The sequence below is a fragment of the Streptomyces sp. NPDC001536 genome (genome assembly GCF_042894505.1).
Classification (GTDB): Bacteria; Actinomycetota; Actinomycetes; order Streptomycetales; family Streptomycetaceae; genus Streptomyces.
This window is the reverse complement of record NZ_JBIAVQ010000027.1, coordinates 60,392-76,177: the sequence shown is the minus strand read 5'-3', so window position 1 is coordinate 76,177 and position 15,786 is coordinate 60,392. Positions and strand designations below refer to the sequence as shown.

Sequence of the window (15,786 nt, the reverse complement as noted above, 5' to 3'; positions counted from 1 at the left end):
TGCGTTTCCGACTCTATCAGACCGTTTCCGGTTCCGATTTCCTCGGTGCTTTCCAGGTTCCCGCTTTCGCGTTTCCCTTTCCGGCGGTTCCGACTTTATCAGAAGTTTCGAGCCGGACTGACCGGCCGCTCATTTCCGAATGATCGGGAGAGGCTTCTTCGAAAACCAGGTTTCAAGAAGCAGACAGACACTCACTGTCGCGGACCGGACTAGATCCAGTTCTAGGCAACTGTTCGAATCTACCTCCCCGCTTCCTCCGTGTCAACGGTTCCTGCGGGGCGAAGAGGACACTAGCAGCTCAGCAGCCCCGTACGCACATCAGGCGGCCATGGGAACGGCGGCACTGCGTTCGTCCTCCGCGACGTCGCCCGATTCTCCGGCGCGGGCAGCGCGTCCGCCGAGCACGTAGACGTAGGCGAGGAAGGCCAGTTCGGCGACGACCCCGATGCCGATGCGCGCCCAGGTGGGCAGGCCGGACGGGGTGACGAAGCCTTCGATCGCGCCGGAGATGAAGAGGATCAGGGCGAGACCGATGGCCATGCCGATCGCCGCTCGCCCTTCCTCTGCGAGGGCGGCTCGACGCGTGCGTGGGCCCGGGTCGATGACGGTCCAGCCGAGGCGCATGCCTGTTCCTGCGGCGACGAACACCGCGGTCAGCTCCAGCAGGCCGTGGGGCAGGACCAGGCCGAGGAAGGTGTCGAGGCGGCCTGCCGAGGACATCAGGCCGAAGCCGACTCCGAGGTTGAGCATGTTCTGGAAGAGGATCCAGAGGACCGGAAGGCCGAGGAAGACGCCGAGGATCAGGCACTGCGCCGCTGCCCACGCGTTGTTCGTCCAGACCTGGGCGGCGAAGGAGGCCGCGGGATGGCTCGAGTAGTACGACTCGTACTGCCCGCCCGGGCGGGTGAGCTCGCGGAGCTCGCTGGGGGCCGCAATGGTGGCCTGTACTTCCGGATGGGTGCCGATCCACCAGCCCAGGAGGGCTGCCACGGCCGTGGAGAGCAGTGCGGTGGGGACCCACCAGTGCCGTGCTCGGTAGACCGCCGCGGGGAAGCCGTGCGCCAGGAAGTGGGTGACGTCGCGCCAAGAAGCGCGGCGCGTTCCTGTCACGGCACTACGCGCGCGTGCCACGAGTTGGCTGAGCCGGCCCGTCAGCTGCGGGTCGGGCGCACTGGACTGGATCAGGGAGAGGTGGGTGGCCGTGCGTTGATAGAGAGTGACGAGTTCGTCGGCTTCGGCGCCGGTGAGCCTGCGCTGGCGTCGCAGGAGGGCGTCGAGGCGGTCCCACTCCGCTCGGTGAGCGGAGACGAAGACGTCGAGGTCCATCGGTTCGGCTGCTCCTCGGCTGCTCGTCGGCGACTCGTCGTGGGTGTCAGCTTGTCGTACTGCGATGCGATGCGCCCTCAGCTTGGCAGACTGGCTGCCCTCAGGGCGGGACAGGGGAAGGACGGCGGACGTGAGTGAGCTGGTGACGGGCGAGGCGGTGGCGCTGGAGCTGCGTCCTGCGCGGCTGCCGAGCAGGGCTCTGGCCGTGCTCCTCGATCTGCTGGTCGGCGTGATCGTCTACGTGCTCGTGACCATCGCGCTGGTGGCTTCCACGGCTTCCCTGGACGAGGCGGCCCAATTTGCGGTGTCTCTCGCGTCGTTCGTGCTGATCATGGTGGGTGGGCCCATCGCGGTCGAGACGCTCAGCCGCGGTCGCTCGCTCGGGAAGATGGCGTGCGGGCTGCGTGTGGTGCGAGACGACGGCGGGCCGATCCGGTTCCGGCATGCACTGGTGCGGGGCGGGATCGGCGTCATCGAGATCCTGCTGACGTTCGGGGTGATCGCCTGTATCGCGTCGCTCGTTTCGGCACGGGGGCGACGGCTCGGGGACGTCTTCGCGGGGACTCTGGTCGTACGGGAGCGGGTTCCGGTGGCGCATAACGGTTTCCTGCCTCCGCCGCCGCCCTGGCTGGCCGGGCGCTTCTCAGGGCTGGACCTGTCGGCCGTGCCGGATGGGCTGTGGCTCGCCATCCGGCAGTACCTCGGGCGGATGCAGCAGCTGGACCCGCAAGTCGGCTGGGCCATGGCCGAGCGGCTCGCCGCCGACGTCGCGTCGCGTACGGGGACCCCGGCACCGCAGGGTGTTCCGCCGGCGGCGTATCTCGCGGCGGTGGTGCAGGAGCGGCAAGCCCGGGAGGCTCGGCGCGCTTTCGGGAGCGGATCTACGGGGGCGTACGGAACGCAGCCTGCTCAGCCGCCTTCGCTCTCACCCGCCGCGGCTCCGGCTGCCCCACCTCCCCTCTACGGCTCCGCTGCACCGCAGCAGGCACAGCCTCCGACACCCGGAGCCGGACCCGCGGAGACGCGGGAGCCTGAGCGTCCTGGCACCGGATTCGCGCCTCCCTCGTAAGCCGTACGAGCCCCTGCCCGCTACCCCTGCTCACGCGAAGACGGACGGCGGCGATTCGAGGTCCTCCAACTCGATGCCGGGAGCCGAGAGGACCACGTCCCCGGCGATGTGCACGGTGTGCCGCTCGCCCGTGTCCAGGGCTGTGACCTGGTATTCGTCCACGGTCAGGGGGCCGTTGTCAGTGGCGTGTGCTTCGCTTTTCATCAGCGCCCAGGACTGGTCCACGGTGCGCGGGGCGAGGACTGGATCCGTGAAGGCGACGAGTCGTACGCGGGTGGCTGATGCGGAGGGGGTGAGGCGTAGGAGACGGGTGGTGGCGATGAGGAATGCCGGAGATGTGCCGGTGAAGGCGTGGGCGGGGACATTGCCTTCCGTGGCGTGGACTCCGGTGGGGTCCGTGCGGACCCAGGTGACGCCGTCGAGAGCAGCTCCGCGGACCTGCCAGCCCGCGGCGTGGAGTTCCAGACGGATGGGGCGGCCGAGCTCGTCGAGGGCCAGGTCGACGGAGCCCGAGTGGTCGCCCGCGGGGGTCGTCCGCTGGGCGACATAGCGCCAGCCGGAGGGGCCGGGGGCGCAGTGGAAGTGCTCTTCTGCGAGGGGGGTGTGATCGTGCGGATCATGGAGCGAATAACGGCCGCGGGGCATGGGGGTCCTGGGTCTTGACGGGCTGGTCCGGGCGTGGCGGCACGGGCTGGTCGGGCCGGATCGGCCAAAGGGGCAGGCCCCCGGCACGGGGGTGCGGGGGCCTGCCTCGGAGGACCTGCTGGTGATGAGCGCGTCAGCGCACCGGCGCGCTCGTCACGGGCTGGAGTCGGTACTCAGCAGCGGCTGAGCCGGCTCTCAGTAGCGGTAGTGGTCCGGCTTGTACGGGCCGTCGACGTCGACGCCGATGTAGGAGGCCTGCTCCGGGCGCAGCGTCGTCAGCTTCACACCGAGCGCGTCCAGGTGGAGGCGGGCGACCTTCTCGTCCAGGTGCTTGGGCAGCGTGTAGACGCCGATCGGGTACTCCGACTGCTTGGTGAACAGCTCGATCTGGGCCAGCGTCTGGTCCGCGAACGAGTTGGACATCACGAACGACGGGTGGCCGGTCGCGTTGCCCAGGTTCAGCAGGCGGCCCTCGGAGAGGACGATCAGTACCTTGCCGTCGGGGAACTTCCAGGTGTGGACCTGCGGCTTGACCTCGTCCTTGACGATGCCGGGGATCTTGGCGAGACCGGCCATGTCGATCTCGTTGTCGAAGTGGCCGATGTTCCCGACGATGGCCTGGTGCTTCATCTTGGCCATGTCGCTGGCCATGATGATGTCCTTGTTGCCGGTCGTGGTGATGAAGATGTCGGCCTTGTCGATGACCTCGTCGAGGGTCGTGACCTGGTAGCCGTCCATCGCCGCCTGGAGGGCGCAGATCGGGTCGATCTCGGTGACGATGACGCGGGCGCCCTGGCCGCGCAGGGACTCGGCACAGCCCTTGCCGACGTCGCCGTAGCCGCAGACGACCGCGGTCTTGCCGCCGATGAGGACGTCGGTGGCGCGGTTGATGCCGTCGATCAGGGAGTGGCGGCAGCCGTACTTGTTGTCGAACTTCGACTTGGTGACGGCGTCGTTCACGTTGATCGCCGGGAAGAGGAGGACGCCGTCGCGCTGCATCTCGTACAGGCGGTGGACGCCGGTCGTGGTCTCCTCGGTCACGCCGCGGATCTCCGAGGCGAGCTGGGTCCACTTCTGGGAGCCCTCGGTGATGGTGCGGTTGAGGAGCTCGAGGATGACGCGGTGCTCGTCGTTCTCGGCGGTGTCGACCGAGGGAACCTTGCCGGCCTTCTCGTACTCGACGCCCTTGTGGACGAGGAGGGTGGCGTCACCGCCGTCGTCGAGGATCATGTTCGGGCCGCCGGTGGGGGTGTTCGGCCAGGTCAGCGCCTGCTCCGTGCACCACCAGTACTCCTCCAGGGTCTCGCCCTTCCAGGCGAAGACGGGGATGCCCTGCGGGTTCTCGGGCGTGCCGTTCGGGCCGACCGCGATGGCGGCGGCCGCGTGGTCCTGGGTGGAGAAGATGTTGCAGGACACCCAGCGGACCTGGGCGCCGAGGGCGACCAGGGTCTCGATCAGGACGGCGGTCTGCACGGTCATGTGCAGCGAGCCCATGATGCGGGCGCCGGCCAGCGGCTGGGCGGCGGCGAACTCCTTGCGGATCGCCATCAGACCGGGCATCTCGTGCTCGGCGAGGGTGATCTCCTTGCGGCCGAACTCGGCCAGGGAGAGATCGGCGACCTTGAAGTCCTGTCGGTTGTCGACAGTCGTCATTAGGGGCTGCTCCTCAAGGTTGGGGCGAGGTGGACACGGCTGGTCTGCGCGGCGGCGGACACAGGGGTGCCCGAAAGAGGACACAGGCATGCCCGGTGCGCGCAGCGCAGTCCGTCGGAGGCCCTCTCTCCCTCGGTCGATCCGCATCGGGATCGCCCGACCGCCATCAGCAGCGACGTCTGGCTCCGTCCCAAGCTACACCGGTACACCCGGGCGTCCCCAGTCCGCCTCCGAACCCGTCGAGCCGATCACGAGGCAGCCACGAGAGGGGGACGGGGTGGCTACGCCGTCGATAACAGGACACCCACGATCGCCGGACCAGGAGCCAACATCCCATGACAATCCGGGACTTTCGAACCTTTGAGCGGGGCGGCACGTGTTGCAGGATGCAAGGGATCGGGAACAGCTGATCGATCTCGCGGGGCGTCCGGGACGGCGTTCCGCGCGAACAATGGCGTTAGGAGATCGACGTGACCAGTCCGGCCGGCCCTCCCCCCACGGGCGGCGGCAGTGGCGAGCAGAAGCGGTTGAAGCTGCTCGCGGTGACCGCCTGCCCGACCGGCATCGCGCACACGTACATGGCGGCCGAGAAACTCTCGCAGGCCGCCGAGAGCCGCGGCATCGGCATGAAGGTGGAGACGCAAGGGTCCATCGGGGCCGAAAACGTACTCGATGACAACGATGTCAGCACCGCGGACGGCATCATCGTCGCCGCGGACAAGGATGTGGACCTGAGCCGTTTCGTGGGCAAGCGGGTCCTGACCGTCGGGGTGGCGGAGGGGATCCACCATCCCGAGCAGTTGATCGAGCGGGTGCGGTCGGCGCCTGTGCACCAGCCGGGCGGCGCGAGCGCGCCCGCGGCCGGTGCGGGCGGCGGCAAGGAGCGCAGCGTCGGGTACAAGGCGCTGATGAACGGGGTCAGTTACATGATCCCGTTCGTGGTGGTCGGCGGGTTGCTGATCGCGATCTCGCTCTCGCTCGGCGGACACACGGACCCGTCGGGTGGTCTGGTCATCCCGAAGGACTCCTTCTGGATGGACGTGAACAACATCGGTGTCATCGGCTTCACGCTGATGGTGCCGATCCTGTCGGGATACATCGCGTACGCCATCGGCGACCGCCCCGCCCTCGTGCCCGGCATGATCGGCGGCTGGATCGCCAACACCGGTTCGCTGTACGACTCCAAGGCGGGCGCCGGGTTCATCGGGGCGATCGTGACCGGTTTTCTCGCCGGCTATCTGGTGTTGTGGATCAAGAAGGTCAAGGTCCCCAAGTTCGTGCAGCCGATCATGCCGATCATCGTGATCCCGATCGTGGCGACCACGGCGCTGGGGCTGTTCTTCATCTACGTCATCGGGAAGCCGATCTCCTGGGTGTTCGAGCACCTGACCGACTGGCTGAGCGGGATGACGGGCACGAGCGCGGTCCTGCTGGGTGCGATTCTCGGGCTGATGATCGCGTTCGACATGGGCGGGCCGGTCAACAAGACGGCGTTCCTGTTCGGCGCGGGGCTCATCGCGACCGGCAACCAGACGGTCATGGGCATGTGCGCGGCCGCGATCCCGGTCATGCCGTTGGGCCAGGGCCTGGCCACGCTGATACGCAAGCGGCTCTACACCGAGCAGGAGCGGGAGACCGGGCTCGCCGCCCTCTTCATGGGCTGCTTCGGTATCTCCGAGGGCGCGATCCCGTTCGCGGCGGCACGGCCCGCGCAGGTCATCCCGGCGAACATGCTGGGCGGCGCGGTGGCCGGGGCGATCGCCGGGGTCGCCGGGGTCGAGGACGCGGTGCCGCACGGCGGGCCCATCGTGGCGGTGCTGGGTGCGGTGAGCGGGGTGCCGATGTTCTTCGTGGCCGTGGTGATCGGCACGGTCGTCACCGCGCTCACGACGGTCGCCCTGGTCGACCTCAGTGAGCGCAAGCGCCGCGGAGAGGCGGTCCTCGGGGTGCCGACGGCCGGGCCCGAGCCGGTGCTGGTCGCGGCGGGTGCGGCCGTGACGCCGGGTGCCGGGGCCGTCGTGGCGGAGAAGGTCGTACGGGAGCCCGTGGCGGCATCTGTCGCGACCGCGGAGGTCCTCTCCGGGTATCTCACCGCGCGGACCGTGAAGGTCGAGCTCGACGCGGCCGACAAGGAGGCCGCCGTCCGGGAGATGGCCGGGCTGCTGGCGCGGTCCGGCGAGGTCGCGGATGTGGACGAGTTGGTGGCGACCGCGCTGCGGCGTGAGGCGCAGGGCACGACCGGGCTCGGTGAGGGGATAGCCGTTCCGCACGCCAAGACGGACGCGGTGAGCGCGCCCGTCGTCGGGTTCGCGCGGTCCGCCGAGGGCATCGAGTGGGGCTCTCTGGACGGTACGCGGGCCAGGCTGGTGTTCATGATCGCCGTACCGGAGGCGGCCGCGGGCGACGAGCATCTGCGGATTCTGGCGCTGCTGTCGCGGAAGTTGATGGATGCCGGGTTCCGGGAGCGGCTCATGGCGGCGCCGGACGAGCGGGCGGTGCTCGACGTGCTGGGCGAGATCCAGTAGGGCGAGGCCGGGTGAGTGCGGGCCGTGGTCACCGGGGCGCGGTCCGCACGGAGCTCCCCGCGATGAGCCACCCACCACTCGTGCCCTGAGCCACCTGCGCCCTCCTTCCCCCAGGGTCCGCACAACCCGTTCACGGCAGGGCGCTACTCTCTGCCGCCGCGGATGTTCCGTGTGGGGAGGGAGTGGCGATGCGCAAGGCTCGGGGGCTGGGGATCGCGGCCGTCGTGGTGGCGCTGGTGGGGTTGCTGGCGGGCCTGGGCGGCGTGGCCTACGCGCGGCATGCCTTCGGTGGTTCCGTCGTGTCGGGCGAGAGCATGGCGCCGACGTACGAGCGAGGCGACCGGGTCGTCTACGAGCGGATCGACGGGAGCGAGGTGCGGCGCGGGGACGTCGTGGTGTTCTCGGCGCCGGACCGGTACGGCTTCGACGCGCTGGTGATGGGGCGGGTCGTCGGCATGGGCGGGGACCGTGTGGCGTGCTGCACCGGAGAGGCGCGGGACGCGCGGGTCACCTTGAACGGGGAGCCGCTGAAGGAGCCGTATCTCAAGGGCGCGGAGGCCGGCGGCGGGTTCCCCGCCTATGATGTGCGGGTCCCCGAGGGGCGGCTGTTCCTGCTGGGCGACCACCGTGCGAACGCCCGTGACTCGCGGGCCTTCCTCGACGACCGCGGCGGGACGCTTCCGACGTCGGCGATCCGGGGGCGGGTGATCGACGACTACACCGTGCCCGGAGTCCTCGGGGTGGCGATGATGGCCGGCGTGGCGCTCCTGCTGGTCGCCGCCGGGCTGGGGATCGCCGCCATGGTCATACGGCGGAAGGCGCGGGCCGCGGCGCCGCCACCGCCCCCGTGGGCGGTGCGGATCTGAGAGCGAAAGGGCCCACCGGAATCCCGGTGGGCCCTTTCGGCGGGTGTCAGTGGCCGGCGTCGTGCTGCGCCGGTCCCCCGGGCGTCGCCTCGCGGTCGGGGCCCTTGGCGGCCTCGGACTCGCTGAAGATGTCCGGCTCGAGGTAGATCACGCGGGCGATCGGGACGGCCTCGCGGATACGGGCCTCGGCGGCGTTGATGGCGTTGGCGACCTCGGTGGCCGAGTCGTCGTGCTCGACGGCGATCTTGGCGGCGACCAGGAGCTCCTCGGGGCCGAGGTGGAGCGTGCGCATGTGGATGACGCGGGTGACGACGTCGCCGTCGACGATCGCGGCCTCGATCTTCTGGACCGCTTCGAGGCCCGCGGACTCGCCGAGGAGCAGGGACTTGGTCTCCACTGCCAGGACGAGCGCGATGGCGATGAGCAGGATGCCGATGCAGAGGGTGCCGATGCCGTCCCAGACGCCGTCGCCGGTGGCGAGGGCCAGGCCGACGCCGCCGAGGGCGAGGATCAGACCGATCAGCGCACCCAGGTCCTCCAGAAGGACGACCGGCAGCTCGGGCGCCTTGGCGTGGCGGACGAACTCCTTCCAGGACTGCCGGCCGCGCAGGACGTTGGACTCCTTGATGGCCGTCCTGAAGGAGAAGGTCTCGGCGATGATCGCGAAGACGAGGACGCCCACCGGCCAGTACCAGTTCTCGATCTCGTGCGGGTGCTTGATCTTCTCGTAGCCCTCGTAGATCGCGAACATGCCGCCGACCGAGAAGAGCACGATGGAGACGAGGAAGGCGTAGATGTACCGCTCTCGGCCGTAGCCGAAGGGGTGTTGCGGGGTCGCCTCGCGCTGGGCCTTCTTGCCGCCGAGGAGCAGCAGGCCCTGGTTGCCGGAGTCGGCGAGGGAGTGGACGGACTCGGCCAGCATCGACGACGAGCCGCTGAAGAGGAACGCCACGAACTTCGATGCCGCGATCGCGAGGTTGGCGGCGAGTGCCGCCACGATCGCCTTGGTTCCGCCTGACGCGCTCATGTGTTCGCGTTGTCCCTTCGTACGTCCACCCAGTCCAGGCCTTTGCCCGTCCTTTGCCGGTGGGCCATTGTTGCAGCCCTTCACGGGAGCGGTGTGTCAGGTGTCCACAGCCCCGGTCATACGATCACAGTGGCCCGGAAGACGGTGCCCGTCCCGGCCACTTCGGCCTTCTCACCTGCGGGAACGAAAACGGACTGACCGGGGTTCAGTTCGTGCTCCCCCGCCCGGACGGAACCCGCCGTGCACAGCAGGATCTGCGGGGTGGCGCGGGTGAGGTCGTGGGCGGCGCCGCCCTCGGGGAGGACGTACCTCGACAGCCGGAACTCGTCGATCGGGGTCTCGTAGACCTCCTCGCCGTCCGGGGACGCCTCGGGGCGCAGCACACCCGCGTCGGCGGCCTCGAAGCGGACGATGCGCAGGAGTTCGGGGACGTCGACGTGCTTGGGGGTCAGGCCGCAGCGCAGGACGTTGTCGGAGTTGGCCATGATCTCGACGCCGAGGCCGTTGAGGTAGGCGTGCGGGATGCCGGCGCCGAGGAAAAGGGCCTCGCCGGGCTGGAGCCGGACATGGTTCAGCAGCATCGCGGCGATGACGCCCGGGTCGCCCGGGTAGTGGTGGGCGATGTCCGCGTACGGGGCGTACTCGCCGCCGAGGCGGGCGCAGGCGGCCGCGGCCTCGCCGACCGTACGGGCCATCTCCTCGCGGTCCGCGCCGAGTACGGCCGTCAGGACCTCGCGCAGCGCCGCTTCCTCGGGGTGGGCGTGCAGCAGGTCGACGTACGGCTTGAGGGAGTCGACGCCGAGGCCGGCGAGCAGGCCGGCGGCCTCCAGCGGGGCGCGGAAGCCGCACAGGCCGTCGAACTCGGTGAGGGCGCAGATCAGTTCGGGCTTGTGGTTGGCGTCCTTGTAGTTGCGGTGACCGGCGTCCACGGGGATCCCGCGGCGCTCCTCGTCCTCGTACCCCTCCTTGGCCTGCGCGAGGTCGGGGTGCACCTGGAGGGAGAGCGGGGCGCCCGCGGCGAGGATCTTGAGGAGGAAGGGCAGCCGGGGGCCGAACTTGGTGACGGCCGCTTCTCCGAGCTCCTTGCGCGGATCCGCGTCGATGACCTCGACGAGCGTGCCGCGACCGGTGCGCGAGGGTGCGCCCGGGTGGGCGCCCATCCACATCTCCGCCTGCGGCTCGCCGCTCGGGGCGACGCCGAGCAGGGCGGGGATGGCGGTGGTGGAACCCCAGGCGTAGGGGCGGATCGTGTTGTCGAGGCGGTCCATGGGGTTCTTTCTGTACGACGGTCAGAACGGCCTGAGCATGATCAGGCGCCGGAGGCGAGCGCCAGGTAGACCGCGGCGAAATCCGTGATGGCGATCAGTTCCGCGAGGGTCTCCAGTTCGCCGCCCTCCTCCGGTTCCAGTTCGCTGATGGGGGCGTCGTGGCTCAGGGCCAGCTCACGGGCGGCGGGAGCGGCGGAGAGACCGCCGAGGGGACGGTCGCGCAGCAGCACCACGCGCGCGCGCATCACCGGGACCTCCTCCACGCGGTCACGGAAGAAGTCGTCCGGGTCGGCGCTGGCGGCGAGCGGACCGGCCAGCAGGGCGTTGTGCGCGGCGAGCGCCTCGGGCAGTTCGGAGACGACGGCGGGGCGGCCGGCGAGTTCGGCGAGGTCGGCGGCGAAACGGCGGCCCGCCGGGCCGGCCGAGACGCCCTCCGTCCAGATCACCGGGAGCGCGTCGGCGAGTTCGGCGGCCAGGGTCTTGGCGGGGTTGCTGTACGTCGCGATGGCCGGGCCGCAGCGTTCGGCGATGTGGTCCAGGCGGTCCGCGACCTTCTCCAGGGCGTCCGGCGGGGCGGTGAGCAGGCCGGTGCGGTCGAGGATCGCGAGCAGCGGGGTGAGCAGCGCCCACAGGACGCCGGGGGCGGACGCGGCGAGGGCCTCGTCCTGCTCGTACGGCGCTGTCGCCAGCGGTACGAAGAGGCCGTGGGCGCCTTGGACGGCCTCGGTGAGGGGGGTGGCGGCGGGGGCCACGGCGACGACCGTGCAGCCGCGGCGGTAGGCCTGGTCGGCGAGGAGGGACAGGCCCGGTTCGGTGCCGTCGGGGGTCGCGATCAGGAGCAGGTCGACCGAGCCGGCCCAGCCCGGCAGCTCCCAGCGCAGGGCGCCGGCCGCGGGGGCCACGCCGGTGGGGGCCAGGCGGATGACGGGGCTGCCGGCGCCGGCGAGGGTGCCGAGGAGGTCGGCGACGCAGATGGCGGCGGCGCCGGGGCCGGCGATCAGGACCGCGCGGGGGCGGCCGTCGGGCTTCAGTTCGTTGACGCCGGCCTCGGCGGCGTGCCGTGCCGCGGTGCGGACTCGGGCGCCGGCCTCGGCGGCGCCGCGGAGCAGGCCTCGGTGGTCGGCCGCCGAGAGGGCCTCGGGGGTGTCGAGCAGCGATTCGTCGAGCATGGGTGGCAGCCTCCTGCGATCGCCGGGGTCGTCGGTCACGCGGGTCGCCGTTGGCGGCGGTCCCTGCGGCTCGGGTCGCCAGGGGCCGCTTACGCGGGGCGGCGGGCCTCGTCGACGAGGAGGACGGGGATGCCGTCGCGGACGGGGTATGCCAGGCCGCAGTCCGCGCTGGTGCAGATCAGCTCGGTGTCCTGCTCCTCGAGGGGGGCGTGACAGGCCGGGCAGGCGAGGATCTCCAGGAGGCCGGCTTCGAGCGGCATGGGGTGTCCCTTCGGGGGCGGGCGGATGGCTGTGCGGATGTGCCTGGTCAGGGTACCGCCGGAGGGGGGTGGGTGTGGGGGTTGGGGACGGGTGGGTGGGGGTGGCCGCCGGAGGGTTTTCGCCCCCGCCGCCCCTACCCGTCCCATCCTCCAGGGGCGCTGCCCCTTCGACCCCGTCCCTGAGGGCTACGCCCCCAGACCCCCATCGGCCCTCAAGGGGCCTCGTCCTCAAACGCCGGACGGGCTGAAAGACACGGGCGGGTGGGAGATCGGGATGGCGAGGCCTCGGTCAGGCCCGGATGATCCCCAGCACCTCGTCCCGGATCTTCGCCATCGTCGGCTCGTCCCGTGCCTCCGCGTTGAGGCGCAGGAGGGGCTCCGTGTTGGACGGGCGGACGTTGAACCACCAGTCCGCCGCGCTGACGGTGAGGCCGTCGAGTTCGTCCAGGGTGATGTCTTCGCGGGACGAGTACGCGGAGCGGATCGCCGCGAGGCGGTCGGTCTGGTCGGCGACCGTGGAGTTGATCTCGCCGGAGCCGGTGTAGCGGTCGTACTCGGACACGAGGGCGGACAGGGGGCCCTCCTGGCCGCCGAGGGCGGCGAGGACGTGGAGGGCGGCGAGCATGCCGGTGTCGGCGTTCCAGAAGTCCTTGAAGTAGTAGTGGGCGGAGTGCTCGCCGCCGAAGATCGCGCCGGACTTCGCCATCTCGGCCTTGATGAAGGAATGGCCCACGCGCGTGCGTACCGGCGTGCCGCCGTGCTCCTCGACGACCTCGGGCACCGACCAGGAGGTGATCAGGTTGTGGATGATCACGCCGCTGCCGCCGTTCCTGGCGAGCTCGCGCGCGGCGACCAGGGCGGTGATCGCGGACGGGGAGACCGGGTCGCCGTTCTCGTCGACGACGAAGCAGCGGTCGGCGTCGCCGTCGAAGGCGATGCCCAGGTCGGCGGACTCCTCGCGCACCCGCTTCTGGAGATCCACGATGTTCGCCGGGTCGAGGGGGTTGGCCTCGTGGTTCGGGAACGTGCCGTCCAGTTCGAAGTACATCGGGACGAGGGTCAGGGGCAGGCCCGCGAAGACCGTGGGGACCGTGTGGCCGCCCATGCCGTTGCCCGCGTCCACGACGACCTTGAGGGGGCGGATGGCGGTCAGGTCGACCAGGCCCCGCAGATGGGCCGCGTAGTCCTCCAGCGTGTCGCGCCGGGTGATCGTGCCCTGTGTCGCCGCCGGGGCCGGGGCGCCCGAGTCGAGCCAGCCCTCGGCCAGCTCGCGGATCTCGGCGAGACCCGTGTCCTGGCCGACCGGGGCGGCGCCCGCGCGGCACATCTTGATGCCGTTGTACTGAGCCGGGTTGTGCGAGGCCGTGAACATCGCGCCCGGCAGGTCCAGCGCGCCCGAGGCGTAGTACAGCTGGTCGGTGGAGCACAGCCCGATCTCGGTGACGTCGACGCCCTGCGCGGCCGCCCCGCGCGCGAAGGCACGCGACAGACCGGGCGACGAGGGCCGCATGTCGTGCCCGACCACGATCGCGCTCGCCCCGGTCACCCGGACGAAGGCGACCCCGAAGAGCTCGGCCAGCGTCTCGTCCCACTGGTCGGGAACGACACCGCGCACGTCGTACGCCTTCACGAGCTGTGACAGATCAGCAGCCACGGCCTAACCCTTCTCAAAGTCCTGTCGGTCGCCCCAAACTACCCGCCCCCACCGACAGCGGTGCCGTGCGTCCCCTGAGTGGAACCTGGACGTAACCTCAGGTCAGGGCAGCATCCACGCCAGCACCGGCGAGCTCTGCCCGACCACGATGAGGCACATCACCAGCAGCAGCCCCAGGCTCCAGGGCAGCACCTTGCGCAGCAGGTCCCCCTCGCGGCCGGCGAGACCGACGGCGGCGCAGGCGATGGTGAGGTTCTGCGGGGAGATCATCTTGCCGAGGACGCCGCCCGAGCTGTTCGCGGCGGCCAGCAGCTCCGGCGACAGCCCGGATTCCCGGGCCGCCGTCACCTGGAGCGCTCCGAACAGCGCGTTGGCCGAGGTGTCGGAGCCGGAGACGGCCACGCCGAACCAGCCCAACACCGGGGAGAGGAAGGCGAGTCCGGCGCCCGCCGCCGCCACGAAGTGGCCGATGGTGGCGGCCTGTCCGGAGAGGTTCATGACGTAGGCGAGGGCCAGCACCGAGGTGACGGTCAGGATCGCGAACCGCAACTCGTGGACGGTGGCGAGCCATTCCTTGACCGCCACGCGCGCGTGCACGCCGAGGACGACCGCCGTACACAGTCCGGCGAGCAGCACGAGCGTGCCGCCGGTGGCCACGATCGGCCAGATGAACACGTTGCCGCCGACCGGGTCGCCGTCGGGGTTCACGACGTTCAGGAACGGCCAGTCGTAGGTCTGGGTCGCCTTCGCCAGCCAGTCCTTGACGACGGGGATCTGCGCGAGGGAGAAGATCACGACGATCAGGGCGTACGGGGCGTAGGCGCGCACGACTTCACCGCGCGGGTCGGCCTCGTCGAGTTCCTCGCTGCGGGTTCCGGTCAGCACGGACGCGCGTACGGACTCGGTGGCGGGCACGCGTGCGCCGGGTACGGCGACGAGGGCGGCCGCGCCCAGCAAGGCGGCGCCGATGTCGGCGAGTTGGGCCGAGACGTAGTTGGCGGCGACGAACTGGCCGACGGCGAAGGCGGTTCCGCAGGCCAGGGCGGGCGCCCAGGTCTCCCTGAGCCCGCGCCGCCCGTCCACGAGGAAGACCAGCACGAGCGGCACCACGAGGGCCAGCAGCGGGGTTTGACGCCCCACCACGGACGCGACGGTGTCCAGGGGCAGTTCCGTCACCTGGGCGAGCGTCACGACGGGTGTGCCCATCGCGCCGAAGGCGACCGGCGCGGTGTTGGCGACCAGGGCGACGACCGCCGCGCGCACCGGGTCGAAGCCGAGCGCGACGAGCATGACCGAGCAGATCGCGACGGGCGCGCCGAAGCCGGCGAGGGCCTCCAGGAGAGCGCCGAAGCAGAAGGCGACGACGAGGGCCTGGATGCGCGGGTCGTCGGAGAGCCGCCCGAAGGAGCGGCGCAGGATGTCGAAGTGCCGGGTGCGGACCGTCATCCGGTACACCCACAGGGCGTTGACGACGATCCACAGGATGGGGAAGAGGCCGAAGACGGCTCCCTGGGCGCCGCTGGAGAGCGTCTGTCCCAGTGGCATGCCGTACGCGAGCCAGGCGACCAGAACGGCCGCCAAAAGGCCGATGAGGCCCGCGAGATGGGCTTTGAGGCGGACGCCGCCGAGCAGGACGAGCACGATCACCAGCGGCAGGGTGGCGACGAGGGCGGACAGGCCCAGTGAGCCGGCGACGGGTTCCAGTTCCTGGACGTACACGGGCGCCTCCCCGATTCCGATTCCGTCATGCGGAAAGCGATTTCTCGTTTCGGCTTCCGGAATGGTCGTGTCCGCGCCAAGCGGTCGTCAATGGTCGTGCGTCACTGAGTGAAACGTGCACCGAACGCACACAAGAACGGGGGCAGTTGGACGAGCCGGGGATGAACCGGCTCAGTTGTCGGGCGAACGCAGCACCCGCAGATGGCCGCGGCGCGCGACCTCCATCGGGTCCGCTCCACGCCCGCCGCCGCCCTGGGCGGCGCGCTCCTGCGGACGGGCCGCCTCGCGGACCGCGTTGGCCAGCGCTTCCAGGTCGTCGCCGCTGGGACGGGCGGGGGTCGAACTGTCGAGGAGCCGGACGACTTCCCAGCCACGCGGCGCGGTGAGGCGCTCGGAGTGCTCGGCGCACAGGTCGTAGCAGTGGGGTTCGGCGTAGGTGGCGAGCGGGCCGAGAACCGCGGTCGAGTCGGCGTAGACGTACGTCAGCGTCGCGACGGCGGGGCGGCCGCAAGCGGTGCGCGAACAGCGACGTACAGGGCTCACGACGTTGGACGGTACCGCACTCTTGAGCGGGCCGCGACGACTCTCCACCAGGTCACTCCACC

At 70.7% G+C, this 15,786-nt stretch carries 13 protein-coding genes; 3 read left to right on the top strand and 10 right to left on the bottom strand.

Translation table 11 applies throughout. The features are described from left to right. Nucleotides 1-318: 318 nt before the first annotated feature. Nucleotides 319-1,326: a stage II sporulation protein M gene (locus tag ACFY0U_RS43710; protein ID WP_388645814.1), complete on the bottom strand. Its 1,008-nt coding sequence runs from the start codon at nucleotides 1,324-1,326 to the stop codon at nucleotides 319-321. A 130-nt stretch (nucleotides 1,327-1,456) separates the two neighbouring features. Here ACFY0U_RS43710 and ACFY0U_RS43705 point away from each other — a divergent pair, with 130 nt between their 5' ends. Beyond that, entirely contained in the window at nucleotides 1,457-2,395 is a 939-nt protein-coding gene (locus tag ACFY0U_RS43705; protein WP_388645813.1) for an RDD family protein, read from the top strand. A gap of 30 nt (nucleotides 2,396-2,425) precedes the next feature. On the opposite strand, the gene ACFY0U_RS43700 is transcribed toward ACFY0U_RS43705, so the two are convergent. Together ACFY0U_RS43700 and ahcY are read right to left on the bottom strand one after the other, a co-directional pair. Further along, nucleotides 2,426-3,040 (bottom strand): hypothetical protein, encoded by a 615-nt coding sequence (locus tag ACFY0U_RS43700; RefSeq protein ID WP_388645812.1) that lies wholly within the window; start codon nucleotides 3,038-3,040, stop codon nucleotides 2,426-2,428. Nucleotides 3,041-3,235: 195 nt separating this feature from the next. Next, complete coding sequence (gene ahcY, locus ACFY0U_RS43695; RefSeq protein ID WP_388645810.1) at nucleotides 3,236-4,693, bottom strand: adenosylhomocysteinase; 1,458 nt, start codon at nucleotides 4,691-4,693, stop codon at nucleotides 3,236-3,238. A gap of 470 nt (nucleotides 4,694-5,163) precedes the next feature. Between ahcY and ACFY0U_RS43690 the strand changes: the two genes are divergently transcribed. Together ACFY0U_RS43690 and lepB are read left to right on the top strand one after the other, a co-directional pair. Beyond that, nucleotides 5,164-7,218 (top strand): fructose-specific PTS transporter subunit EIIC, encoded by a 2,055-nt coding sequence (locus ACFY0U_RS43690; protein ID WP_388645808.1) that lies wholly within the window; start codon nucleotides 5,164-5,166, stop codon nucleotides 7,216-7,218. A gap of 188 nt (nucleotides 7,219-7,406) precedes the next feature. Then, nucleotides 7,407-8,084 carry a signal peptidase I gene (lepB, locus tag ACFY0U_RS43685; protein WP_388645806.1) on the top strand — a complete coding sequence of 226 codons (678 nt, stop codon included), beginning with the start codon at nucleotides 7,407-7,409 and terminating at the stop codon, nucleotides 8,082-8,084. Between the two features lie 46 nt (nucleotides 8,085-8,130). Here the strand turns inward: lepB and ACFY0U_RS43680 are convergent, their stop codons facing one another. The 7 genes from ACFY0U_RS43680 to ACFY0U_RS43650 all read right to left on the bottom strand — a co-directional run bounded on the left by ACFY0U_RS43680 (nucleotide 8,131) and on the right by ACFY0U_RS43650 (nucleotide 15,772). Then, a complete protein-coding gene (locus ACFY0U_RS43680) occupies nucleotides 8,131-9,111 on the bottom strand; it encodes a cation diffusion facilitator family transporter (RefSeq protein ID WP_388645805.1) in 981 nt (326 codons plus the stop codon). 116 nt (nucleotides 9,112-9,227) lie between these two features. Next, nucleotides 9,228-10,379: a mannose-6-phosphate isomerase, class I gene (gene manA / locus ACFY0U_RS43675; RefSeq protein WP_388645803.1), complete on the bottom strand. Its 1,152-nt coding sequence runs from the start codon at nucleotides 10,377-10,379 to the stop codon at nucleotides 9,228-9,230. A gap of 41 nt (nucleotides 10,380-10,420) precedes the next feature. Then, nucleotides 10,421-11,548, bottom strand: a complete 1,128-nt coding sequence (locus tag ACFY0U_RS43670; RefSeq protein ID WP_388645802.1) for an SIS domain-containing protein — start codon at nucleotides 11,546-11,548, stop codon at nucleotides 10,421-10,423. An 89-nt stretch (nucleotides 11,549-11,637) separates the two neighbouring features. Continuing rightward, nucleotides 11,638-11,808, bottom strand: coding sequence for a Trm112 family protein (locus ACFY0U_RS43665; protein WP_388645801.1), 171 nt, complete (start codon nucleotides 11,806-11,808; stop codon nucleotides 11,638-11,640). Nucleotides 11,809-12,097: 289 nt separating this feature from the next. Next, nucleotides 12,098-13,462: a phosphomannomutase/phosphoglucomutase gene (locus tag ACFY0U_RS43660; RefSeq protein WP_388645799.1), complete on the bottom strand. Its 1,365-nt coding sequence runs from the start codon at nucleotides 13,460-13,462 to the stop codon at nucleotides 12,098-12,100. A gap of 102 nt (nucleotides 13,463-13,564) precedes the next feature. Continuing rightward, nucleotides 13,565-15,181 (bottom strand): L-lactate permease, encoded by a 1,617-nt coding sequence (locus ACFY0U_RS43655; RefSeq protein ID WP_388645797.1) that lies wholly within the window; start codon nucleotides 15,179-15,181, stop codon nucleotides 13,565-13,567. A gap of 171 nt (nucleotides 15,182-15,352) precedes the next feature. Continuing rightward, nucleotides 15,353-15,772, bottom strand: coding sequence for a DUF3499 domain-containing protein (locus ACFY0U_RS43650; RefSeq protein WP_388645795.1), 420 nt, complete (start codon nucleotides 15,770-15,772; stop codon nucleotides 15,353-15,355). Nucleotides 15,773-15,786 lie beyond the last annotated feature (14 nt).